Raw genomic sequence first — 21,385 nt, forward strand, 5'->3', positions numbered from 1 at the left:
AGCCTGCACGTCGCCGTGGAGCTGGATGGCGAGCCCGAGCTGCAGGACCGCGGCGTCTACTGCCTTAGCGCAGCTGCCGCCAGGCTTCGCGGCGCCGGCGCTGAGCCTCCGGGTCGGCGACCGGCGCCGCCGACAGCAGCCGCTGCGTGTACGGGTGCGCCGGTGCGGTCAGGACGTCCTTGGCCGGGCCCTGCTCGACGACGTGCCCGCGGTGCATCACCGCGACCCGGTCGGCGAGCTGCTCGATCACCGCGAGGTCGTGGCTGATGAACAGGCAGGCGAAGCCGAACTCGTGCCGCAGCTCGCGCAGCAGGTCGAGGATCCGGGCCTGGATGGTGACGTCGAGCGCGCTCGTCGGCTCGTCGGCCACCAGCAGGTCCGGCCGCAGGGCCAGCGCCCGCGCGATGCAGGCGCGCTGGCGCTGGCCACCCGACAGCTCGTGCGGGTAACGCGCGGCCAGCGACGGCGACAGCTGCACAGCGGAAAGCAGCTCCGCGACCCGGCTGTCCACTTCGGACCCGCGAGCCGCCCGGTGCAGCCGCAGCGGCGTCGCGACGCTCTCCCCCACCGTCGTCCGCGGGTTCAACGACGACAGCGGATCCTGGAACACCATGCCGATCCGGCGTCGCAGCGCCTTCGCCGCCCGGCCGCGCACCCGGGTGATGTCCGCGTCCCCGATGTGCACCGACCCCGCCGTGGGCGTGATCAAGCCGGTGACCGCCCGGGCCACCGTGCTCTTGCCCGAGCCCGACTCCCCGACCAGGCCGAGGACCTCCCCCGGCGCCACGTGCAGGTTGACCCCCGCGGCGGCGTGCACGGCCAGCGCGCGGAACCGGCCGCGGTAGGTGACCGCCAGGTCCGTCACGCGCAGCAGCGGTGCCTCGGCAGGCACGTCGGGGACCGACGCCACCGCCGGGTGCTCCCCGGCGGCGACGTGCCCCGGCCCGACCGAAACGTCCGCGGCCAGCGCGCGTTCGAGCCCGGTCGTCGCCGCGCTGCTGAGCGAGACGACCGAGCCGAGCAGCTGCCGCGTGTAGTCCTCGGCCGGCGCGGTGAAGATCGCCTCGACGGCGCCCTGCTCGACGACGCGGCCGTCGTGCATCACGACGACCCGGTCGGCGAGGTCGGCGACCACGCCCATGTCGTGCGTGATCAACAGGATCGCCGTGCCCAGCCGTGCCCGCAGGTCCCGCAGGAGCTCGAGGATCTCCGCCTGCACGGTGACGTCCAGCGCGGTGGTCGGCTCGTCGGCGATCAGCAGCTTCGGCTCGTTCGCCACCGCCATCGCGATCACCACGCGCTGCAGCTGCCCGCCGGACAGTTCGTGCGGGTAGGACCGGAGCCGCGCACGCGGGTCCGGCAGCCCGACCAGGCCGAGCAGCTCGACCGCGCGTTCCCGAGCCGCCGCGGCGGTGACGTCGCGGTGCGCGCGGATCGCCTCGACGAGCTGGTCCCCGATGGTGAACACCGGGTTCAGCGCGCTCATCGGCTCCTGGAACACCATCCCGACGTCCCCGCCGCGGACTTCCCGCAGCTCGTCCGGGGTCAGCTCGTAGAGGTCCCGCCCGGCCAGCTCCGCGCGGCCTGTTACGCGGGCCGCGGGCGGGAGCAGGCCGAGCAGGGACATCGCGGTGACCGTCTTGCCGGAGCCGGACTCCCCGACCACCGCGACGACCTCGCCCGCGCCGACCTCGTAGCCGACCCCGCGGACGGCTTCGACGTCCCCGAACGAGACCGCCACGTCGTGCAGCCGCAGGAGCCCGGCTCCGGTCACTGGACGAGCCCGAACTTGCGGTAGTCGACGTAGGCCGGGAAGCGCCCGATCCGGACGTCACCGACCTGCGAGCCGTGCAGGAACGAGTTGCGGGTGTAGATCAGCGGCACCACCGGCGAGTCGGCGAGGATCTTCTTGTCCAGCGCCGCCCACTTCTTGCCTGCCTCGGCCGGGTCCACCGTGGCCTGCGCCTCGGCGATCAGCGCGTCGACCTCGGGGTTGCTGTAGCGGGACTCGTTGTACCCGCCGTTGCCGATCTCGGTGGACTGGAACAGCGGCTGGATGTTCGCGTTGGCCGAGGGGATGTCCGGCTGCCACGAGGTGAGCGTCAGGTCGAAGTCCGAGAGGCCCTTGGTGTCCACTTCGGACGTGTAGGTGTCGTCGTCGAGCGGCTTGATCGTGGCCTTGATGTTCGCCCGGGCCAGCGAAGCCTGGATCGCCGCGGCCTTCTCCGGGAAACCCCGTTCGTTGTGGGTGGCCATGACCAGGCCGTCGAGCCCGTTCGGGAAGCCCGCCTCGGCCAGCAGCTGCTTGGCCTTCGCCGGGTCGCCGGACGGCGGCGCCGGGTACAGGTCGTACTGATCACGCCCCTGCAGGCCGGGCGTGATCAGCGTGGTGGCGACGTCACCGGCCAGCTGGGGGCTGCCGGCGCTGGCCACCTGGAACGCGGCCTTGTCGACGGCGTACTGGAACGCCTGGCGCACCTTCGGGTTCTTCAGGTTGCCGCGCTGGGTGTTCAGCGAAAGGTAGGCCAGCGCCCCGGATTCCGACGTCACCAGCCGTGACTTCGCCGAGGCGTTGCCCTGGATCTGCGCCAGCTGGGCGGGCGAGGCGAACGTCATGCCGAAGGCGGCACGGTCCTTGCCCGTGTCGTCGACCAGGCGCTTGGAGATGACCCCGGTGTCCTGGCCGAGCTCGAAGTCGATGGTGTCCGGGTTGGCCAGCCGCGTCTTGTCCTCGTCGCGGCTCCAGTTCGGGTTGCGCGTCAGCTTCGCCGACTTGCCGCGCTCGTAGCTCTGCAGCTGGTACGGGCCGGACGCGACCGGGTGGTCGCCGTAGTTCGCTTCGGCGCCCTTGCCCTTCGGCACCGGCGAGAACGCCGGGGTGCTGGCGACCCAGTTGAAGTCGCCGTAGGCGCGGGCGAGGTGGAAGACGATGGTCTTGGCGTCCGGCGTCTGGACGGTGTCGAGTTCCTTGCCGCCGTCGAACGGGCCCTTGTACGCCAGGCCCGGCGAGAGCAGGTCCTTGTGGTAGGCCAGACCGCCGGAGAAGGCGGCAGCGAACGAGCGCTCCAGACCCCACTTGACGTCTTCGCTCTTGATCGGCGTTCCGTCGGCGTACTTCAGGCCGTCCTTCAGGGTGAACGTCCAGGTCTTGCCGCCGTCGCTGGGCCGTCCGGTGTCGGTGGCCAGGTCGGGCACGATCGTGGTGTCCTTGCCCGGCGCGACGTCCCACGACGTCAGCCGCCGGTGGATCAGCCCGAGCGTGGTGACGACCAGGTTCGAGCTCTTCGCCGGGTCCCAGGTGATCGACGGCGCGTCGTTGAGCAGGACGAGGGTGCCGCCCGGTTTGACGGTGCCGCCCTGTCCGGCGGGTGTGTCGTTGGCCCCGCACGCCGTCAGCAGCATGACGGCGGCCAGCACCCCCACGGCGAACCGCAGCTGTTTCATCGTGTCCCCTTCAAACGAGGCGCGCCCGCGGATCGAGCGCGCCGTAGCAGAGATCGACCAGGAAGTTCAGGACCGTCACCAGCAGGGCCGAGAACAGCGTCACGCCCAGCAGCACCGGCAGGTTGAGCGACGCGATCGCGTCGACGAGCAGCCGCCCGACCCCGGCCATGCCGAAGATCCGCTCGGTGATCACCGTCCCGGCCAGCAGGCCGCCGAGGTCGACGCCGAACACCGTGACCACCGGCAGCAGGACGTTGCGCAAAGCGTGCCGCCCCACCACCTTCCGCTCGGTGAGGCCCTTGGCCCGCGCGGTGCGGACGTAGTCCTCGCCGAGGGTTTCCAGCATCTGGCCGCGGGTCAGCCGCGCGTAGATGGCAGCGTGCAGGAAGGCCAGGACGAACCACGGCAGCACGAGGTGCCAGGCCCACTGGGCGGGGTTTTCGCTCAGGGGCACATAACCGGACTTCGGCACGACGTCGAGCGCGAACGCGAAGATCGTGATCCCGATCATCCCGGCCAGGTAGGCGGGCATGGACACGCCGGTCATCGCGGCGGCCATCGTGATCCGGTCGACGGCCGTGCCGCGGCGCAGCGCCGAAAGCACGCCGAGCCCGACGCCGAGGACGATCCAGATCACGGCCGCACCCAGCGCGACGGAGAAGCTGACCTCGATCCGGCCGCCGATCTCGCTGAGCACGTCGACGTTGTTCTGGAAGTCGTAGCCGAAGCAGGGGGCGGCGCAGTGGATCGCCGCGGTACCCGTGCCGAACGTGCGGCCGCCGACGATCCCGCCGAGGAAGTCGAGGAACTGCCGGTACCACGGGACGTCGTAGCCCATGAACTCCCGCGCGAGCCGGAGTCCTTCCGGCGAGCACGGGCGGCCGCACGCCATCCGGGCGGGGTCGGCGGGCAGGACGTAGAACACCACGAACGTCACGAAGGCGACGACGAGCAGGACCAGGAGCATCCCGGCGAAGCGGGTGGCGACGAAGCGGGCGGTGCGCATCAGGCCGCACCTCCCGAGCGCGGATCGAGCGCGTCGCGAACGGCGTCGCCGACGACGTTGAAGGCCAGCGTGATGAGGAACAGCAGGAGGCCGGGGAAGACCAGGTACATCGGGTCGGTTTCGAAGAAGTCGATGGCGGTGCTGATCGTGCGCCCCCAGCTGGGCGTCGGAGGCAGGACGCCGACGCCCAGGAACGACAGCGCGGCCTCACTGCCGATCATCGACGGGATGGACAGGCTGGCGACGACGATGATCGGCGCCCAGAGGTTGGGCAGCAGTTCCTTCGTGATCACGTGCCACGGCCCGCCGCCGATGACCTTGGCGGCGGCGACGAAATCGCGTCGGGACAGCGTCAGGGCCTGCGCCCGCACGATCCTGGCCACGCGCGGCCAGCCGAAGAGCCCGAGCACGACGATCAACGTGACCTGCCGCGGGAAGTCGACCGGCAGGACCGCGCCGAGCGCGACCATGAAGATCAGGTACGGGAACCCGAGGATGACGTCGGCGGTCCAGGTCACCAGGCGGTCCCACCAGCCGCCGAGGTAGCCGGCGCTGACTCCGATCACGACACCGAGGGCGGTGGCGAGCACGGTGGCGCCGAGCCCGACGAGCAACGACGTCCGCGCGCCGTGCGCGACGAGCGCGAAGAGGTCGACACCGGTCAGCGGCTCGACACCGAACCAGTGCGCCCCGCTCACCCCGCCCAGCGTCCCCGCCGGGAGCCCGGTCGGGCCGAGTGTGGCGATGTCCGGGACCAGGCTCTGCCCTTCGACTCCGGCGAACAGATCGGCCCCGGCGGCGAGCAGCACGATGCCGACGACCAGGAGCGCACAGACGGACGTCCACCGCCCGGAGCGGACGGCACGCCACACCGCGGCCGGCAGGGAACGTGCCGCGAGGGCCGGGACACCGGCGGGTGTCGGCGGAGGTTTGACCACAGCACCTTCAAGGTTCAGCCGATCGAGTGACGATCAGGACCTTATGGAAGTTCCACTGCCGAACCCAGTGATCGACCCACCATCCCACTATCTGGACGGTAAGTCGCCGACGGCGCGGGTGATTTATCTGTTGATGCCCGTTTTGTGTCCACTGAGCGGACGTCGACCGCTCATAGGACGGTTCAGCGGGCGAAGTAGTGGCCCGCGTCGAGGTCGGCGAGCAGCCCGGGACGAGCCGGGTGCCAGTCCATCAGCTTCCGGGTGATGGCGCTGGAGGCGGGCGTGTCCATCGCGAAGATCGGGCCGAGCCAGCCGAAGTGCTCGGCCGACTGCTCCACGGGGACGGACGTGACCGGCAGGTGCAGGTGGTCGCCGATGCGCTCGGCGATCCGGCGCACCGGGATGCCCTCGTCGCCGACCGCGTGCAGCCTGCTGCCCGCGGGCGTGTGCTCCAAGGCCAGCCGGTACAGCAGCGCGGTGTCTTGAATGACTCATTCAGGTCTCTGGAGGTCCTGAATGAGTCATTCAAGACCTCCGGCGAGCCGCCGATCCGCGAACCGGGCGCGACTTTGCCGGCCCCCGGGCGACGTGATCGATCAGCCCTCGATTTCCCCGCTGCCGGCCAGCCGGTCGAGCAGGATCGCGGCCGCCATGACGTCCGGGCTCAGTGACCGGTCGGCCATGTCCGGGTCCAGTGCGCGGTCGGCCAGCCGGTAGGCGGCGGCGAGCGGACTGGCCGGATCCGGCTCGATGGATCGCTGTCGCAGCGTCCGCATGGCCGCCACGAGCTCGCACGCCAGCACCAGCCGGAACGCGCGGGCCGCACGCAACGCCTGACCGGCGGACTGGAACGCGAAGCTCGAATGGTCCTCGACGCCCCGGGAGACGACCGCGTGCCCGAGGCCGGCCGGCTGGGCCATGCCGCGCACCTCGGCCAGCGCCGAGTGCGCGCTGTATTCGAGGATCATGATCCCGGAACTGCCGGTCGCGCCCTCGGCGAGGAAGGGCCGCTGCGCGGTGAATCCCGGTTCGCTCAGCGTGGTCAGCCGCGCGGTGGACAGCTGCCCGGTGTGCAGCAGCGCGAGTTTCGTCGTGTCCAGGGCCATGCCCAGGTAAGCGCAGTGGAAGCCGCCGTGGTGGTACGCGGCGTCGTCCTCGGCCGAGATCAGCGGGTTCTCCGCGGCCGCGTTGAGCTCGACGGACAGCACCCGCTCCAGTCCGTCGACGGCATCCACGGCGAGCCCGGTGATCTGGGGGAAACACCGGTAGCCGTAGGGATCCTGGATTCTCGCCCGCTGCCGCGGCGGCGTGCCGATCAAGCGCCGCATCCGCGCGGCGGCGAGCACCTGGCCGGGGTGCGGCCGGGCGCGGTGGACCCGCTCGGCCAACGGTTCCAGCGACGCATCGACGGCCAAAAAGGACAGTCCCGCGACCAGGCTGGTCGCGGCGACCAGGTCCCGCACCATCCGCCAGGCCAGGGACGCCAGGCCGATGGTCAGCGCGTTGCTGCTGATCAGCGCGAGGGCGTCGCCCGGTTCGAGGGTGATCGGCGGCGGGGTGGCGCGGCCGCCGAGCCACGGCCGTTCGCCGAGCATGACCAGCCCGGTTTCGGCGAGCGCGGTCAGATCGCCGGTGCCGATCGCCCCGAACTCGTGCACGGCCGGGTAGGCGCCGGCGTTGAGCGCGGCGGTCAGCGTTTCGGCGACGGCCGGCGGCAGTCCGGCACCGCCGGCCAGCAGCTGGTTGATCCGGACCGCCAGCATCGCGCGGGCCTGTTCCTCCGGCAGCAGGTCGCCGATCCCGCCGGCGTGGCTGCGCAGCAGCCGGAGCCCGTGCTCGGCGCGGTCGCTCGCGGACACGCTCTCGGTCCGGTTGGCGCCGACCCCGGTGTTGCGTCCGTAGACGAGTTGCCGGTCGACGATTTCCCGGGAGGCCCGCGCCGAGGCGGCCATCCGCTTGCGGCCGGTGTCGTCGAGCAGGACCGTTGCCCGTTCACACGCCACCCTGATGAGCTGGTCGGCGCTCAACGTGCGGCCGTCGAGCACCACGGGCGCGACCGTCCCGATCACCGACGTCATGTCGATCTCCTCCGGACACGGGTCATCGCGGACGGCAGCCGGACCGGCTCGTGTTTCCGGTCGGTTAACGCCCGCGACTGAACCTTGACATACGCGTATTCGCTACGAACTATGCATGAAGATATTCACTCACTTCAAGGGGTGAAGATAGTTGATCAGGTTTGAGTCGGTGACGAAGCGCTTCCCTGGCGGTGCCACGGCGGTGCACGAGTTGGACATGACCATGCCGGCGGGACAGCTCACCGTCCTCGTCGGCACGTCAGGATGTGGGAAGACCACCACACTCCGGATGATCAACCGGATGGTCGAGGCGACCTCCGGTGCGGTCACAGTGGACGGTCGCAACGTGCGCGACCTGCCGGAAGCCGCCTTGCGAAGGGGCATCGGCTATGTGATCCAGCAGTCCGGGTTGTTTCCCCATCGGACAGTCCGGGACAACATCGGCACGGTGCCGCGGCTGCTCGGCTGGTCGAAACGCAAGATCCGGGACCGCACCGACGAGCTGCTGGAGACGGTCGGGCTGGCGGAGCAGCTGGCCGACCGGTACCCGCACCAGCTCTCCGGTGGGCAGCAGCAGCGCGTCGGGGTGGCCCGCGCGCTGGCCGCCGATCCGCCGGTCCTGCTGATGGACGAACCGTTCGGCGCGGTCGATCCGGTGGTCCGCGGCCGCCTGCAGGAGGAGCTGCTCAGCCTGCAGCGCCGGCTGCAAAAGACGATCGTGTTCGTCACGCACGACATCGACGAGGCGGTGAAGCTGGGCGACCGGATCGCGATCTTCCGCGTCGGCGGCAAGCTCGCCCAGTACGCGGCGCCTGCCGAACTGCTCGCCCATCCGGCCGACGAGTTCGTCGCCGACTTCCTCGGCGAGCAGCGCGGGCTGAAACTGCTGTCCCTGCGCTCGCTCGACGGCGTGCCGATCCGGCCGGTCACCACCGTCCGCGCCGACACCCCGGTCGCCGAAGCGCGGTCGGCGACCGGTGACCAGCAGTGGCTGCTCGCCGTGACAGCAGATGGCCGGCCGGTCGGCTGGGTCGACCGGCACCGGCTTCCGGCGACCGGAGTGGTCGCTGACGGCGAGATCTTCCCGGCCGGCGGCCTGCGGCCCGACGCGTCTTTGCTGTCCGCATTGGACAACGCGATGTCCGCGCCGACCGGGCTCGCCGTCCGGCTCGACGAACACGGTGCGGTGGCAGGCGTTTCCGATCAGCGGGAGATCGGCGAGCTCGCCGCCGGCTTCCGGGCCGGGATCGTCGCCGAGGTCGCCGCGCACGAGGTGCCGTCCTCATGATGTGGTCGTGGATTCCCGCCCACACCGGTGCCTTGTGGACGCTGGTGCTCACCCACACCGAGATGACCGCGATCGCGGTGCTGCTCGGGCTGGTGATCGCGTTGCCGCTCGGGGTGCTCGCGCACCGGTTGCCCGTGCTGCGCGGCCCGATCACGGCGATCAGCGGTGTGCTGTTCACGGTGCCCTCGCTCGCGCTGTTCATCCTGCTGCTGCCGATCACCGGGCTGACCGAGACGACCGCCATCGCCGGACTGACCGTCTACACCCTGGTCGTGCTGGTACGCAACATCGTCGAGGGGCTGGCCGGGGTGTCCCCGCAGGTCCGCCAGGCGGCCAGGGCGATGGGCTACACCCGGCTGCACACCCTGTTCGCGGTGGAGCTGCCGCTCGCCCTGCCGGTGATCATGGCCGGCGTCCGGATGGCGACCGTGATGACGATCAGCCTGGTCAGCGTCGCCGGATTCATCGGCTACGGCGCGCTCGGCCAGTTGTTCATCGACGGCTTCCAGCGCGACTTTCCCACCCCGATCGTCGTCGGCGTGGTGCTGACGCTGCTGCTCGCGCTGGTCGCCGACGGGTTGCTGGTCGGTGCGCAGCGCGTGCTCACCCCGTGGACCAGGAAGTAGGGCCGCGTCATGTTCGGTATCTTCGGCTCGGTCTTCGGCTGGCTGACCAGCGGTGCGCACTGGGCGGGCACCGGCGGGGTGGCCAACCGGGTGCTGGAGCACCTGCAGTACTCCCTGTTGTCCACGCTCGCCGCGATGGTCGTCGCGCTGCCGATCGGCCTGCTCATCGGGCACACCGGCCGAGGTGCGTTCCTGGCCATCAACATCAGCGGCTTCGGCCGGGCGCTGCCCACCGTCGGGCTCGTCACCCTGGTGTTCCTGGTCAGCGGGCTGAGCCTGTGGCCGGTGTACGTCGCGCTGGTGGTGCTGGCCGTTCCCGTGATCATCACCAACACCTACGCCGGCATGGCCGCGGTCGACCGGGAGGTGCGTGACGCCGCGCGCGGCGTCGGGATGACCGGCCTCCAGGTGCTGTGGGAGATCGAGATCCCCCTGGCACTGCCCCTGATCATCGCCGGCATCCGGCTGGCCGCGGTGCAGGTGATCGCCACCGCGACCATCGCCGCGTACATCAGCTTCGGCGGTCTCGGCCGCTACCTGTTCGACGGGCTTGCCCAGCGCGACCTCACCCAGGTGCTCGCCGGCGCTGTGCTCGTCGCCGTCCTGGCCATCACGGTGGACCTCGCGTTCACCGGGCTGCAGCGGAGTCTCGTACCACGGGGCATTGCGCTGCGGCGACGTCAAAACAACGACGCCTAGCCGGCCGAGCTGTACCCGACCCACCTCAGTACCCGCGTTCGTCGAGGAGCTCCGTGAAGAACCGCATCGGCTTGATCGCCACCACCGCCATCACCACCGCCGTCACCACTGTCCTGCTCGCCGGTTGTTCCGGTGGCGTCGACTCGCTCAACCAGCCCGCCAGCGGGTCCGCTTCGAACAGCGGTGGCGGCGCCATCACCGTCGGCACGGCCAACTACACCGAAAACGTCGTGCTCGGCTACCTCTACGCCGGCGTGCTCAAGGCCAAGGGTGTCACCGTCACCGTCAAGCCCAACCTCGGTTCCCGTGAGGTGATCATCCCGGCGTTGCAGCACGGCGACATCGACCTGCTGCCGGAGTACCAGGGCAGCCTGCTCGCCTACCTGAAGCCGGACGCCAAGCAGAGCAGCGCCGCGGACGTGCAGCAGGCGCTGACCGCCGCGCTGCCCGCCGGGCTGAAGGTGCTTCCGTATGCGGCCGCCGAGGACGCCGACGTGTACGCGGTCACCAAGGCCACCGCCGACAAGTACAACCTGCACTCACTGGCCGACCTGGCCGCGCACAACGGCCAGCTCGTGTTCGGCGGACCGGCCGAGGACCAGACCCGGTACGCTGGAATCGTCGGCCTCGAGCAGGTGTATGGGGCGCGGTTCAAGGAATTCAAGGCCCTGGACGCGGACGGGCCGCTGACCAAGGGAGCGTTGGGCAAAGGTGACATCGACGTGGCGAACTTGTTCAGCACGGACGTGGACATCCAGCGCAAGGGCTGGGTCGTGCTCACCGACCCGAAGCACCTCATCGCCGCTCAGCACATCGTGCCGCTGATCAGCTCCGCCAAGCCGAATCCGGCGGTGGAAAGCGCGCTGGCCCAGCTCAACGACAAGCTGACCACCGACGCCCTCAGCCAACTGGATTCCAAAGTGGACAACGACAAGGCCGACCCGGACCAGGTCGCCGCCGACTGGCTGAAGCAGGAGGGGATTGTTTCGTGACCCAACCGGATCTCGGGTCGGCAGAGGACACCGGATGGATGAGAGCCAGGATGCACGACCTGTTCGGCGGGCATCGGCTGTCCCCGTCGCAACGGCGGATCGCGCAGTACCTGCTCGACCATCCGCGGGAGGCGGTGTTCCTCAGCAGCGTCGACATCGCGGAGAAGGTGGGCGTCAGCCAGCCGTCGGTGACGAGGTTCGCCACCGCGCTCGGCTTCGACGGCTTCCCGGAGTTCCGCAGCGCGCTGCGATCGGCCCTGCTGGCCCGCCCGGCGGACCAGCCGGCCGCCGGGGTGCGCAACGAGATCCAGCTGTTGATCGACGCCGAGATCCGGAATCTGGAAACTCTGCGGGACACGTTGGCGGACCTCGGTCCGCTGCACAAAGTATCGGCCGCGCTGGCGGCGTCGCGCCCGTTGCCCGTGATCGGGCTGCGGGTGTCGGCGCCGCTGGCACAGCTTTTCGGCTATTTCGCGGCGAAGGTACTGCCCGACGTCCGGGTGCTCGACGTTCCCGGTTCGACGCTCGAAGACGGACTGACCCGGGCAGCCGAGACCGGCGCCGAATGGGTACTCGTGTTCGCGCTGCCCCGCCATCCGGCGGAGACCAAGAAGGCGATGCTCTGGGCACGGCGGGTCGGCCTGAAGATCGCCCTGGTCACCGACCAGCGACTCAGCCCGCTGGCCGAGCATGCGGACGTCGTGCTGGCCGCGCCGGTCTGCTCGGACTTCGCGTTCGACTCGCACGCCGGGGCGACCGTGCTGTGCACGGCGCTGCTGCACACGGTGCTCGGCGCCACCCCGACCGACCAGCAGGCCAGCCTGGACCTGTTCGAGACCACCGCGGAGGAACGCCAGATCTTCCTGTCCAGATGACAGGGCCGAGGGCGGCAAAACTCGTTTTGGTCAGCTGCGCGCCGTGGGTTCCGCCAGGCCGGCGAGGCGGGCCTGCAGGCGCTCGTGGCGGAACTGGTACACGCCGCCGACCTGGCGGAGGACGCCGCGGCGGTGGGCGTCGGCGAGGAAACCCATCAAGTGCCACGGCAGGTGACCGCGAGCGGCGAGCCACAGGCGCATCATCGTGAACGCGCCCCACGCGCGGGCGAGGCAGACGGCGAGCCCGACCGCGAGCCCGAACAGGATCCCGGCGATGACGGCCTGCGTGGCGCTGGTGGCGCGCGGGAGCACCTGACCACCGACGACCGCGCCCGCCAGCCCGTAGGCGATGCCGCCCGCGGTCCCGAGCATGAAACGGCCGAGCAGCCCGGAGGCGAGGCCGGTGGCCAGTGCCAGCACCAGGTCGAAGTCGCCGCCCAGAATCGTGACGAACCGGGTCTCGTTGGTGAGCGCGAAGGCGATTCCCCAGAACGGGCCCATGCACATCACGAACGACAGGGTGTAGGCCAGGGCCGCGGTCCGGTCGCCGCGCAGCACGGTGGCCGGGCTGGTCACCGTGCCGGCGTCGATCGGGGTGTCCAGCCAGACGTGGGGTGCGATGGCCAGCCCGAACAGCACGGCGAGCAGGGCGATGACGGGCGGTGACAGCGACCAGCCCAGTGCGAGCAGGCTGCCGGCGACGGCGCCGGCGAGGAACCGCCAGAGGAAACGGCTCGTCGTCCGGTGGAAGCGGAGCTCGACCCGAAGTGGTCCCGGCCGCTCGCCGAGCGTGTGCGCCAACCAGCCCGCGAGACCGAACGACAGGCCGTAGACAAGGCCGGCGATCGGGCCGGCGGCGACCCAGCCGGTCGCCGCGAACAGCAGGGCGGGTGGCAGGCCGAGGTAGAGCCCGGCGACATGGCGAGGCATCATCCGGTCGAGACGCCACCAGGCGAGGTCCCGGGTCCGCTGGTCCTGCAACCGCCGTGCGAGGAATCCGAGCCACCGCTCGGCCTGCCGCGGGTCGTAGGTCCGCGGCGTGACCGGCCGGCCGTCCGGAGCGGGTGGTGTGGGGCGATGGGCGTAGCCGGCGGGAAGGTAGGCGTCCAGAAGATGGTCTTCGATCAGCTCCGGACCGCCGAACCGGTCGGTGTCGCACAGTTCGCCGGGATCCGTTTTCGGATCCGCGTAGGCGGCTCTGGCCAGGTCGACCATCAGCGGGGTGCGCAGCGCCTGAGCGAGCGGGCTGTCCGGCTGCCGGCGCAGCCGTTGCTCGACGGGCCGCCACCGGGTCTCGCCGGCTCTCGTCCGCGCGGTCAGGAACTCGATGGCGGCCTCGGCCCCGACCGGCTCGATCTCCACCACGGCGGCTCTGGCGAGGAGGGAACCGCTCTGTGTCACGGCTTTCTCGTACTCCGTGGCGCGGCAGGTCACCACCAGCGGACTACCGTCGGCGACGGCGCGGTCGAGTGCGTCGATCGCCGCGGCGTGCAGCGCGGGCGGGATCTCGTCCAGGCCGTCCAGCACCGGGACGATCCTGCGGTCGGACACCAGCCGGGTCGCCGCGTCGGCGCCGTACACGGCCTTGTTGCCGAGGCCGGGATAGTCCTCCACCAGTTTGGCGGCCAGCCAGTGCCGCAGGTGCTCCCGGTGCGGATTCCAGGACGCCAACGGCAGCAGCACCGGGACCGGTTCCCCCTCGCGCCGGTCGGCGAGCAGGCCGAGGGTGAACAGCATCGCCAGGACGGACTTGCCGGCGCCCGGGTCACCGAGGACGACCAGCTGCCGGGAGCGCACCTGCCGGAACTTGGCGACGACGTCGCGGAGATCACCGCTGAACACGAGCCGTTCGCCCCGGCTCGCGACGTCGTGGCGGGAGAGCGCGGCCCCGGCGGTGACCGGCCGTCCGGTGCTCGACCAGGTGAGCGGGACGGGTTCGGGCCGGTTGAGCGACCGCAGCTCGACCTCAGCCGTCCACTGCCGGGCGACGGCCGCCGCGAGCTGCCGCGGTGCGCGGTCGGCCGGCACCGGTGGGCTGCCGGTGGCGGGCGACGACTTGCCGCGCGTCCCGGCGAGGATGCGTGCCTGCTGCGCCCGCAGTCCGGGCCCGGGTTCCACGCCGAGCTCGCCGGCCAACCTGGCGCGCAGGGCGCCGAACACCGCGAGCGCGTCGGCCGGCCGGCCGCAGCCGTCGAGCGCCGCCATCAACTGGCCGTGCATGCGCTCGCGCAGCGGGTGGAACGCGACCAGCTCGCCCAGCTCTTCGACGACAGCCTGATGGTCACCCAGCTGGAGCTGCCACTCGGCACACGTCTCGATGGCGTTGTACCGCTGCTCGTTCAGCTTGGTGATGGGCCCGGCCAGCGCGATCGCGTCCAACCCGTCGAGGGCGGGGCCACGCCACAGCCGCAACGCGTCGCGGGCGGTGGCGACCGCCCGCCGCCGGCTGCCCTCGGCCGCGAACTGGTGCGCCACAACCATGCCACGCTGGAACCGGATGGCGTCGAGCTCGTCGTCGCCGATCGACAGCTGGTAACCGGGTCCATCCGTGATGATGACGTCGCGTTCGCGGCCCAGCCGCTCACGAAGCACCGACACGCAGTTCTGGATCTGCTTCGTGGCTGTCACGGGTGGTTCGTCGTGCCAGACCGCATCGACCAATCGGGCGACGGGCACGACGGAGTTGGCGGCGAGCAGGAGCGCGGCCAGTACCCGTTGATGCCGGGGGCTCGGCACCATGACCCTGCCTGCGTCGGTCCAGACCTCCAGCGTTCCGAGCACGCGGAAATCCATTGGGCAGCCTCATCCCCCACTGTGTCCTGGGCACACCGAATGCTAGCTCACCAGCGGGTATGCCCAGCAGATCCGCCCGGAGGACGCGGGGAGGACAAGCCGGGGACGCTCTCGGACATCGTGGTGCCTGCCGCGCGGCTGGGGGTTCGTCGGTGGGCACGGGCTCCGGCCGGTGTCCACCGACGGCAACCGCGGGACCTACCAGGCGTGGATCGCCACCCTGGGAACGGCGCCCACCGCGATGCGGCAGGTGAGCACGAGGCTCTGCCTTGCCGGGAGCGCGTTGTCGTTCTTGTCGCTGTGGTTCCTGCTGTTCCTGGTCCCGTTCGCCCGGCGACGCCGGCACGACAACGTGACGCGTCAACGCGGGCGACGAACGCCGCGTTCTCGAACTCCCGCTGTGCGGCCACCACATGTCATGGCACGGCGTTTCCGTCTGGTTCTGCGGCCAGCCACCCGAAGTGGCGCGCGGTGTTCACCAGGATGTCCATCAGCTGTGGTGCGATACCGAACCGTTCGCGGTTGATCGTCAGGCTCTCTGCGAGATCACCGTGCGGGGTGCGTTCGGTGGCCGCCTTCCAGTCCGCCAGCATCTCGAGCAGGTCGACCAGGGTCATGCCGTTGATCCCGTCGGCGAAGTGCTCCGGGTGATGACGGTTGTGCGCGTAATGGTGTCGCAGCCCCTCGCCCATCGCGTCGACCAGGGTCCGATACTCCACGCTGCCGTAGGTCGCGGCGCGCAGTTGCGGCACGACCTCGTCGTAGACGGCCTGCTCCGGCTCGCGGGTCTTGCTCAGGTCGTGTCGGACCGACCGGTCGAGCAGCTCCTTGATCAGCTCGCCCATCAGCTCGGCGACTCGCAGGCTGTGCCAGAGAGTGTCTGGCGTGGAGTCGTACGACATGCTCACGTACCTCCTGATGTGGGCCGGCCCGGCTCACCACTCACGGCCGTCCGGGGTGTCCGGCCGCCGATGGCCACGGCGACGGCCGCGCCTGCCAGGCAGACCGTGGACGTGATCAGGAAGATCGCGCGGTATTCGGTCAGCAGCGCCTCGCGGACCGCACCGAGGTAGCCGGCGAGGGCGTGGTCGTAGGCCGGCGCGGACGGGAACAGGATCCGGAGCGGCGGGTTCAGCGACGCGGTCAACGTGTGGAAGTAGTGCAGGCCGAAGGCGGACACGGCGGCGACGCCGACCAGCATGCCGGTCATCCGCGCGACCACGACCGCGGCCGACGCGACGCCGTGCTGGGCGCGCGGCACGGCGCGCAGCGCGACGGCCGACAGCGGGGCGATGACCAGGCCGAGCCCGAGTCCGGCCAGCGCCAGGTCGACGTCGAGGCGCGGCAGCCCCAGGACGGACCTGGCCGCGAGAACGTCGGCGGGCCAGTGGGACATCAGCAGGTAGCCGCCGGCCGCGATCAGCATCCCGGCGCCGGCGATCCAGCGTTCGCCGAGCCGCGTGGCGAGCAGGCCGCCGAGCAGCGCGCCGACCGGCAGCGCGACCAGGAACCTCAGGAGGAGCTCGACACTGCCGCCGTCGTCGCGGCCGAGCAACGTCTGCGCGAACAGGTCGACGTCGACCAGCGTGATCATCAACGCCGCCCCCGCGGCGACGCTCGTCCCGAGTGCGGCGAGGAACGGCCGCAGTGACACGTTCGCGGTGTCGATGAGCCGGACCTCGGCGCGCGACTCCCACCAGAGGAACGCGACCAGGCCGATCCCGGCGCCGATCAGGAACGGCACCCCCCACGGCGGCAGCACCTGCTCGCGCGGATCCGGATTGTCCAGGCCGATGACGAGCAACGCCAGGGTGAGCGCCAGCAGCAGGACACCAACGAGGTCCACGCGCGGCCGCTCGGCGGGTTTCCCGCCACGCACGGAAACCTGCACCGCGACGGCGGCCAGCACGGTCAGCGGCACGTTCACCCAGAACACGCCGCGCCAGCCGGTCGCGGCGGCCAGCCCGATGCCGTAAAGCGGCCCGAGCACACTGCCGAGCTCCTGCGCGGCGCCGACGGCCCCCAGCACGGCGGAGCGGCGGTTCCCCGGCCACAGATCCGCGGCCAGCGCGAGGGTCACCGGAAGCAGCGCGCCCCCGGCGGTCCCCTGGATCACCCGGCCCACGACCAGTACCGGCACCGTGCCGGCCAGCGCGGTGACGACCGACCCGGCGAGGAAACCGCCAAGGCAGGCCTGCAGCAGCAGCTTGCGGCCGAACCGGTCGGAGGCCTGGCCGAGCAGCGGCATCGCGGCCACGTAGCCGAGCAGGTAGCCGGTGATGACCGGCGTGACGATCTCCAGCCGGTTCACCGGAATGCTCAGGTCGTCGATGATCTGCCGCAGCAGGCCGACCACGACATAGGTGTCCAGCGCGCCGAGCAGCACGGCGAGACCGCCGGCGCCGACCGCGAGCGCGCGGCCGCCGCGCGAGCCGATCAGCCCGGTCACGCCGGCGCGGTCACGGTGACCGGCTTGTCCACGTCGGACAGCGTCACGTCCACGCTGGCGCCGCCCTGGTACCCCAGCGAAGCCTTGACCGGCAGGTGGCCGCCGTCCTGGCGGAGCCAGAAGGTGGCGTTCGCGTCCGAGGACACCCCCGGCACCAGGGCGGCCAGCGCGTCCTTCGGCACCGTCCCGGTGACGCGGTACGTCGGAGTGCCGTCGACGTCTTCCTTCCCGGCCGTCTTCGGGCCCTGGACCGAGGACAGCACCTTCGGGATGCCGCGCTGCGGGTCGAGGATCGCGGACGGGTCGTAGATCGAGGAGCTGAGCACCGCGGGGATCCGCTGGAACCCGCCGGTGGGCCCCTTGATGTACAGCGAGCCGTTCACCAGGACGAACTGGGCGTCGACGACCTGGCCCATCAGCTCCAGCGTGCCGGTGCCCTTCGCGCCACCGCCGTTCGCCTTGGTCAGGTCACCGTCGAGGCTGTGCACGCTCAGGCCCGGCACGGTGCCGTTGACCTTCAGCGTGAAGTGCGTGCTGGTGATACCACCCGCCGCCGTCGCGCTGTCCTTGAGCAGGGCACCGGCGTCGGGCAGCGACGCGTCACCGCCCGAGGAGCAGCCGGTGACGATCGCCGCGCCCAGGGCCATCGCCGCGAGCAGAGTACGCCGCAGAATCATGCGCCCACCCTAGAACAGGAGCCGCACTCCGGAACAGACCGCCTCGCGATCGTGATGGGGTGACCGGAACCGGCCGTTCACACGGAGAACGGCCCGGGTCTACAAAGGACGCAACACGGTCAAAGGTGCTGGGCGCGCCCGACTGGCATCAGCGTCGAACGTGTGTCGGCGGTCGGGGTGGCGATGGGGACCGTGCGCCGCGACCGGTTCGGCCGGCGGCACGAACCGGCACGGCGACGGCGCTACCAGCTGTGCACGGCGGTGTTCGTGGTGAAGTGCGGCATCGCCACGGCCGTGCAGATGCCGCTGTACCTGGCCGGGCAGACCACCGCGCTCGGCATCGCGGCCACGCTGCTGGGAGGTGCCCCTGCGGCGGCCTGCCTCTACCTGAGCCGGCGGATCCTCCGCGAAGACCCCCCGACGCCTGGTGGCAAGGTCACAACCGGCCGGTGCGCTCGATCACCTGGCCGGCGAAGTCGAGCATCCGGTCAAGGCTGGGAGACACGGCGAAGGCATCGACGAACGCTTCGTCCACACCGGACTCGGCGTGGCGCTTGAGGTTGTCCGCGAGTACGTCGATCGACACGTCCGGTTCGAGGTTGATGCGCATCGCCGTCTTCAGCGCGTCAGGATCGCGGCCGGCGTCCTGCGCGGCACTGCGGGCGATCGACCACAGCCGGTCGGCGACCTCGTCCGGCAGCCCCTCGAACCCGAGCCAGCCGGTGCCGCTGCGGCCGACCCGGCGCATCGCGGCCTCGCTGGCCCCGCCGATCCAGATCGGCGGGCCGCCCGCCTGGACCGGGCGCAGGTCGGCGTGCACCGGCGGCAAGGAGAGGAACTCGCTGTCCCAGGACACCGGATTGGTCGTCCACCACGCGTGCAGGAACGCCAGCAGGTCATCGAGCATCTTGCCGCGCCGATGCCAGTCCGCGCCGCGGGTGATGTCGTACTCGTCCTTCATCCACCCTAGCCCCACGCCGATGTCAAGACGGCCGTTGCTGAGCACGTCGAGGGTGGTCAGCAGCCGGGCGAGGTGCGGCGGCTCGAAGTAGAACGTGCTGAGCGTGCTGGCGTTGAGCCGCACCCGGCTGGTCGCCGTCGCGGCGACGGTCCACAGCAGCAGCGGATCGAGGTAACGCGTCATCTGCGGCGGGTACGGCTGCTCCTTGCCCGGATAGGTGCTGTGCATTTCAACGGGCGTGACCAGGCGATCGCCGACCCACAGCGTGTCGTAGCCAAGGTCTTCGAGTCCGCGGCAGAACGCGCTCAGGCCGGCGGCGCCGCTGACAGCGGGCCCGACGATGGGAATTGCGAAACCCAGCTTCATCGCGAGAATCCTTTCCAGGCCATCTGATATCGGGGGTGGTGCGGCTCAGCCGGCAAGTTCGGTGACGCCGAGGGCGAAGTCCCAGTTCCCCACGCCGTGGCGGGCCAGGCCCATCGTGACCACGCCCGCACCTTCCAGCCAGTACGCCATCTTCAGGTCGCCGACGTCCAGCGGGCGCAGTCCGAGGCTCTTGATGAACGCCTCCACGCCCGCCTTGGCCTGCGCGTCGTCGCCGGCGATGAAGACGGCGGGGCGGCCCTTCTCCAGGACGTGCCGGAAGATCGTGTTGAACGCCTTCACCACGCTGGCATCGGCCGGGGCCGCCTTCGCGGCTTCCTGGGCGATCGAGGTGCCCTCGCCGTGGGCCAGCCCGTCGGCCGCGGAATTGAACGGGTTGCTGATTTCGACGATGACCTTGCCCGCGAGGGCGTCTCCGTAGTGGGCGACGACCGGAACGACGCCGTCGGCCAGCAGGGCCACGATGACGATGTCCCCGGCCGGGACGGCGCCCCACTCGCCCGTCGTGGCGCTGCCGCCGAGCGCCTTGGCCAGGTCGGCGGCTTTGGACCGGTCGCGGCCCATGATCTCGACGGTGTTGCCGCCCGCCACCGCCCGCGCGCCGATGGTGCGGGCCATGTTCCCGGTGCCGATGATGCTGATGCTGATGCTGCTCATGAGGTGTCCCGTCTTGATTGACGATCGAAAAGGTCGACTGCCCTCAGATCGCCGCGACGCCGCCGTCGACGGCCAGTTCCATCCCGTTCACGTAGCTCGAGTCGTCCGAGGCGAGGAACAGCGCGACCGTCGCGATCTCGTCGGGGTGGCCCATCTTTCCCCGCGGGATCAGCGACTCGAACTGCCGCTTCGTCTCCTCGTCGAACAGCTCCTCCTGCTTCGGCGTGGCGACCTGGCCGGGGGTCAGCACGTTCACCCGGATCCGCCGGTCCTTCAGCTCGGACAGCCACACGCGGGCGTAGGCCTGCTGCACGGCCTTGCTCGCCGCGTACACACTCCACTCGGGATAGCCCTTGAGCGAAGCGTTCGACCCGGTCATGAAGATCGAGCCGCCGTCGTTGAACAGCGGCAGCGCCTTCTGCACCGTGAAGAGCGTGCCGCGCGCGTTGAGCCCGAAGGTGGCATCGAAGTGCTCCTCGGTGATCTCGCCGAGCTTGCGCTGCTCGCCCGTGCCGGCGCTGGCCCACAACACGTCGATCGCGCCTTTTTCCTGCTTGACCGTGTCGAACAAGCGGTCCAGGTCGTCCAGGTCGGCCGCGTCGCCCTGCACGCCGGTCACGTTCCGGCCGATCAGCTCGACGGCGTCGTCCAGCGCCTCCTTCCGCCGGCCCGAGAGGAAAACATGCGCTCCTTCGTCGACGAACAGCTTGGCGCCGGCCAGCGCCAAGCCACTCGTTCCGCCCGTGATCACCGCGACCTTGCCGTCGAGCTTTCCCACGATCACTCCCTTGCCTCAGTTATGTACACCGATCTGTGTTCTTAACGTAGCGGGCAATCACCTGAGACGCAAGCTATGTACACCGAGCGGTACCTAACTCGGCTAGACTGGGGGCATGACGGAGTTGGAGAAGGGCCCTCAAGGCCGGCGCCGCGGCCGGGGCGCACGCGAGCGCATCCTCAGCGCGTCACAGCAGCTGTTCCGCGAGCAAGGCATCAACCAGACCGGCATGGACCAGCTCTGCGCGGTCGCCCAGGTGTCGAAGCGCACGGCCTACCAGCACTTCTCCGGCAAGGACGAACTCGTGGCCGAATACCTGCGCCGGTTCGATCCCGACGTCATGCCCGGAGTGTTCGACCGGACCGACCTCACGCCCCGCGAACGGCTTCTCGCTGTGTTCGAGGCGCCCGTGAACGCAACAGAGGACGACATCACGCCCCTGTGCCCCTTCATCGGGGCGGCCGTCGAAATCCACGACCCCGGCCACCCCGCACGCCAACGCGCTCACGACTACAAGAAAGCCGTTGCCGCACGGCTGGCCGAGACTGCCCGCGAAGCCGGCGCCACCAACCCCGACGAACTCGGCGAACAACTGGCGCTGCTGCTCGACGGCGCCTCGGCCCGCAACCGGGCCCTCAACGCCGAAACCTTCCCCACCGCCGCCGCCATCGCCGCCGTCCTCATCGACAACGCCATCCCGACAGCAGCTGGCACGGTCGCCGCGCGGTCGAACACATAAC

At 70.6% G+C, this 21,385-nt stretch carries 19 protein-coding genes and 1 pseudogene; 7 read left to right on the top strand and 13 right to left on the bottom strand.

The window, feature by feature from the left end:
- Nucleotides 1–64 precede the first annotated feature (64 nt).
- From A3CE_RS0106510 to A3CE_RS0106535, 6 genes are all read right to left on the bottom strand, one after another.
- The gene (locus A3CE_RS0106510) at nucleotides 65–1,774 is read right to left on the bottom strand and encodes a dipeptide ABC transporter ATP-binding protein (RefSeq protein ID WP_020639264.1); all 1,710 of its coding nucleotides are present in this window, start codon (nucleotides 1,772–1,774) and stop codon (nucleotides 65–67) included.
- The gene (locus A3CE_RS0106515) at nucleotides 1,771–3,444 is read right to left on the bottom strand and encodes an ABC transporter substrate-binding protein (RefSeq protein ID WP_020639265.1); all 1,674 of its coding nucleotides are present in this window, start codon (nucleotides 3,442–3,444) and stop codon (nucleotides 1,771–1,773) included. Before A3CE_RS0106515 ends, A3CE_RS0106510 begins: the two co-directional genes overlap by 4 nt.
- A gap of 10 nt (nucleotides 3,445–3,454) precedes the next feature.
- On the bottom strand, nucleotides 3,455–4,450 hold the full coding sequence (locus A3CE_RS0106520) for an ABC transporter permease (protein WP_020639266.1): 996 nt from the start codon (nucleotides 4,448–4,450) through the stop codon (nucleotides 3,455–3,457).
- Nucleotides 4,450–5,388 (bottom strand): ABC transporter permease, encoded by a 939-nt coding sequence (locus tag A3CE_RS0106525; RefSeq protein WP_020639267.1) that lies wholly within the window; start codon nucleotides 5,386–5,388, stop codon nucleotides 4,450–4,452. The genes A3CE_RS0106520 and A3CE_RS0106525 overlap by 1 nt, the downstream gene beginning before the upstream one ends.
- 182 nt (nucleotides 5,389–5,570) lie before the next feature.
- Complete coding sequence (locus A3CE_RS0106530; RefSeq protein WP_020639268.1) at nucleotides 5,571–5,843, bottom strand: Rossmann-fold NAD(P)-binding domain-containing protein; 273 nt, start codon at nucleotides 5,841–5,843, stop codon at nucleotides 5,571–5,573.
- Between the two features lie 141 nt (nucleotides 5,844–5,984).
- Nucleotides 5,985–7,466, bottom strand: a complete 1,482-nt coding sequence (locus tag A3CE_RS0106535) for an aromatic amino acid ammonia-lyase (RefSeq protein WP_020639269.1) — start codon at nucleotides 7,464–7,466, stop codon at nucleotides 5,985–5,987.
- Nucleotides 7,467–7,617: 151 nt separating this feature from the next.
- Between A3CE_RS0106535 and A3CE_RS50270 the strand changes: the two genes are divergently transcribed.
- From A3CE_RS50270 to A3CE_RS50280, 5 genes are read left to right on the top strand one after another with little or no spacing between them, the layout of a single operon-like run.
- On the top strand, nucleotides 7,618–8,754 hold the full coding sequence (locus tag A3CE_RS50270) for an ABC transporter ATP-binding protein (protein ID WP_043790715.1): 1,137 nt from the start codon (nucleotides 7,618–7,620) through the stop codon (nucleotides 8,752–8,754).
- The gene (locus A3CE_RS0106545) at nucleotides 8,751–9,380 is read left to right on the top strand and encodes an ABC transporter permease (RefSeq protein WP_043790717.1); all 630 of its coding nucleotides are present in this window, start codon (nucleotides 8,751–8,753) and stop codon (nucleotides 9,378–9,380) included. Before A3CE_RS50270 ends, A3CE_RS0106545 begins: the two co-directional genes overlap by 4 nt.
- 9 nt (nucleotides 9,381–9,389) lie before the next feature.
- Complete coding sequence (locus A3CE_RS50275; RefSeq protein ID WP_020639272.1) at nucleotides 9,390–10,079, top strand: ABC transporter permease; 690 nt, start codon at nucleotides 9,390–9,392, stop codon at nucleotides 10,077–10,079.
- 53 nt (nucleotides 10,080–10,132) lie between these two features.
- The gene (locus A3CE_RS0106560; protein WP_020639273.1) at nucleotides 10,133–11,071 is read left to right on the top strand and encodes an ABC transporter substrate-binding protein; all 939 of its coding nucleotides are present in this window, start codon (nucleotides 10,133–10,135) and stop codon (nucleotides 11,069–11,071) included.
- A gap of 38 nt (nucleotides 11,072–11,109) precedes the next feature.
- Nucleotides 11,110–11,946 carry a MurR/RpiR family transcriptional regulator gene (locus A3CE_RS50280; RefSeq protein WP_084641314.1) on the top strand — a complete coding sequence of 279 codons (837 nt, stop codon included), beginning with the start codon at nucleotides 11,110–11,112 and terminating at the stop codon, nucleotides 11,944–11,946.
- 30 nt (nucleotides 11,947–11,976) lie between these two features.
- Here A3CE_RS50280 and A3CE_RS0106570 read toward each other — a convergent pair whose 3' ends face one another.
- From A3CE_RS0106570 to A3CE_RS0106585, 4 genes are all read right to left on the bottom strand, one after another.
- Nucleotides 11,977–14,727 (bottom strand): AfsR/SARP family transcriptional regulator, encoded by a 2,751-nt coding sequence (locus tag A3CE_RS0106570; protein ID WP_245589442.1) that lies wholly within the window; start codon nucleotides 14,725–14,727, stop codon nucleotides 11,977–11,979.
- Between the two features lie 428 nt (nucleotides 14,728–15,155).
- Nucleotides 15,156–15,641 carry a DUF5662 family protein gene (locus A3CE_RS0106575; RefSeq protein ID WP_221761424.1) on the bottom strand — a complete coding sequence of 162 codons (486 nt, stop codon included), beginning with the start codon at nucleotides 15,639–15,641 and terminating at the stop codon, nucleotides 15,156–15,158.
- Nucleotides 15,642–15,643: 2 nt separating this feature from the next.
- Entirely contained in the window at nucleotides 15,644–17,188 is a 1,545-nt protein-coding gene (locus tag A3CE_RS0106580) for an MFS transporter (protein WP_020639277.1), read from the bottom strand.
- A complete protein-coding gene (locus A3CE_RS0106585; RefSeq protein WP_020639278.1) occupies nucleotides 17,185–17,865 on the bottom strand; it encodes an LppX_LprAFG lipoprotein in 681 nt (226 codons plus the stop codon). The genes A3CE_RS0106580 and A3CE_RS0106585 overlap by 4 nt, the downstream gene beginning before the upstream one ends.
- A gap of 183 nt (nucleotides 17,866–18,048) precedes the next feature.
- On the opposite strand from A3CE_RS0106585, the pseudogene A3CE_RS58365 reads away from it, so the two are divergent.
- Nucleotides 18,049–18,219 (top strand): annotated as a pseudogene (locus A3CE_RS58365) (DUF3159 domain-containing protein); the annotation flags it as partial.
- A gap of 82 nt (nucleotides 18,220–18,301) precedes the next feature.
- Here A3CE_RS58365 and A3CE_RS0106595 read toward each other — a convergent pair.
- The 3 genes from A3CE_RS0106595 to A3CE_RS0106605 are packed head-to-tail and all read right to left on the bottom strand — an operon-like array spanning nucleotide 18,302 to nucleotide 20,645.
- Nucleotides 18,302–19,192: a TIGR03619 family F420-dependent LLM class oxidoreductase gene (locus tag A3CE_RS0106595; RefSeq protein WP_020639280.1), complete on the bottom strand. Its 891-nt coding sequence runs from the start codon at nucleotides 19,190–19,192 to the stop codon at nucleotides 18,302–18,304.
- A gap of 45 nt (nucleotides 19,193–19,237) precedes the next feature.
- Nucleotides 19,238–19,867 carry an NADPH-dependent F420 reductase gene (locus A3CE_RS0106600; protein ID WP_020639281.1) on the bottom strand — a complete coding sequence of 210 codons (630 nt, stop codon included), beginning with the start codon at nucleotides 19,865–19,867 and terminating at the stop codon, nucleotides 19,238–19,240.
- A gap of 43 nt (nucleotides 19,868–19,910) precedes the next feature.
- Nucleotides 19,911–20,645, bottom strand: a complete 735-nt coding sequence (locus tag A3CE_RS0106605) for an SDR family NAD(P)-dependent oxidoreductase (protein ID WP_026468223.1) — start codon at nucleotides 20,643–20,645, stop codon at nucleotides 19,911–19,913.
- 115 nt (nucleotides 20,646–20,760) lie between these two features.
- Between A3CE_RS0106605 and A3CE_RS0106610 the strand changes: the two genes are divergently transcribed.
- Nucleotides 20,761–21,384: a TetR/AcrR family transcriptional regulator gene (locus A3CE_RS0106610; protein ID WP_020639283.1), complete on the top strand. Its 624-nt coding sequence runs from the start codon at nucleotides 20,761–20,763 to the stop codon at nucleotides 21,382–21,384.
- Nucleotide 21,385 lies beyond the last annotated feature (1 nt).

The organism is Amycolatopsis balhimycina FH 1894, from assembly GCF_000384295.1.
Lineage (GTDB): Bacteria > Actinomycetota > Actinomycetes > Mycobacteriales > Pseudonocardiaceae > Amycolatopsis > Amycolatopsis balhimycina.

Excerpts from the sequence above, each read along its gene's own strand:
- A3CE_RS0106600 (WP_020639281.1), bottom strand. The coding sequence starts at position 19,867 with ATGAGCAGCATCAGCATCAGCATCATCGGCACCGGGAACATGGCCCGC.
- A3CE_RS0106610 (WP_020639283.1), top strand. The coding sequence starts at position 20,761 with ATGACGGAGTTGGAGAAGGGCCCTCAAGGCCGGCGCCGCGGCCGGGGC.
- A3CE_RS0106535 (WP_020639269.1), bottom strand. The coding sequence starts at position 7,466 with ATGACGTCGGTGATCGGGACGGTCGCGCCCGTGGTGCTCGACGGCCGC.
- A3CE_RS0106595 (WP_020639280.1), bottom strand. The coding sequence starts at position 19,192 with ATGAAGCTGGGTTTCGCAATTCCCATCGTCGGGCCCGCTGTCAGCGGC.
- A3CE_RS50280 (WP_084641314.1), top strand. The coding sequence starts at position 11,110 with ATGAGAGCCAGGATGCACGACCTGTTCGGCGGGCATCGGCTGTCCCCG.
- A3CE_RS0106545 (WP_043790717.1), top strand. The coding sequence starts at position 8,751 with ATGATGTGGTCGTGGATTCCCGCCCACACCGGTGCCTTGTGGACGCTG.
- A3CE_RS0106585 (WP_020639278.1), bottom strand. The coding sequence starts at position 17,865 with ATGATTCTGCGGCGTACTCTGCTCGCGGCGATGGCCCTGGGCGCGGCG.
- A3CE_RS0106520 (WP_020639266.1), bottom strand. The coding sequence starts at position 4,450 with ATGCGCACCGCCCGCTTCGTCGCCACCCGCTTCGCCGGGATGCTCCTG.
- A3CE_RS0106515 (WP_020639265.1), bottom strand. The coding sequence starts at position 3,444 with ATGAAACAGCTGCGGTTCGCCGTGGGGGTGCTGGCCGCCGTCATGCTG.
- A3CE_RS50275 (WP_020639272.1), top strand. The coding sequence starts at position 9,390 with ATGTTCGGTATCTTCGGCTCGGTCTTCGGCTGGCTGACCAGCGGTGCG.
- A3CE_RS0106575 (WP_221761424.1), bottom strand. The coding sequence starts at position 15,641 with ATGTCGTACGACTCCACGCCAGACACTCTCTGGCACAGCCTGCGAGTC.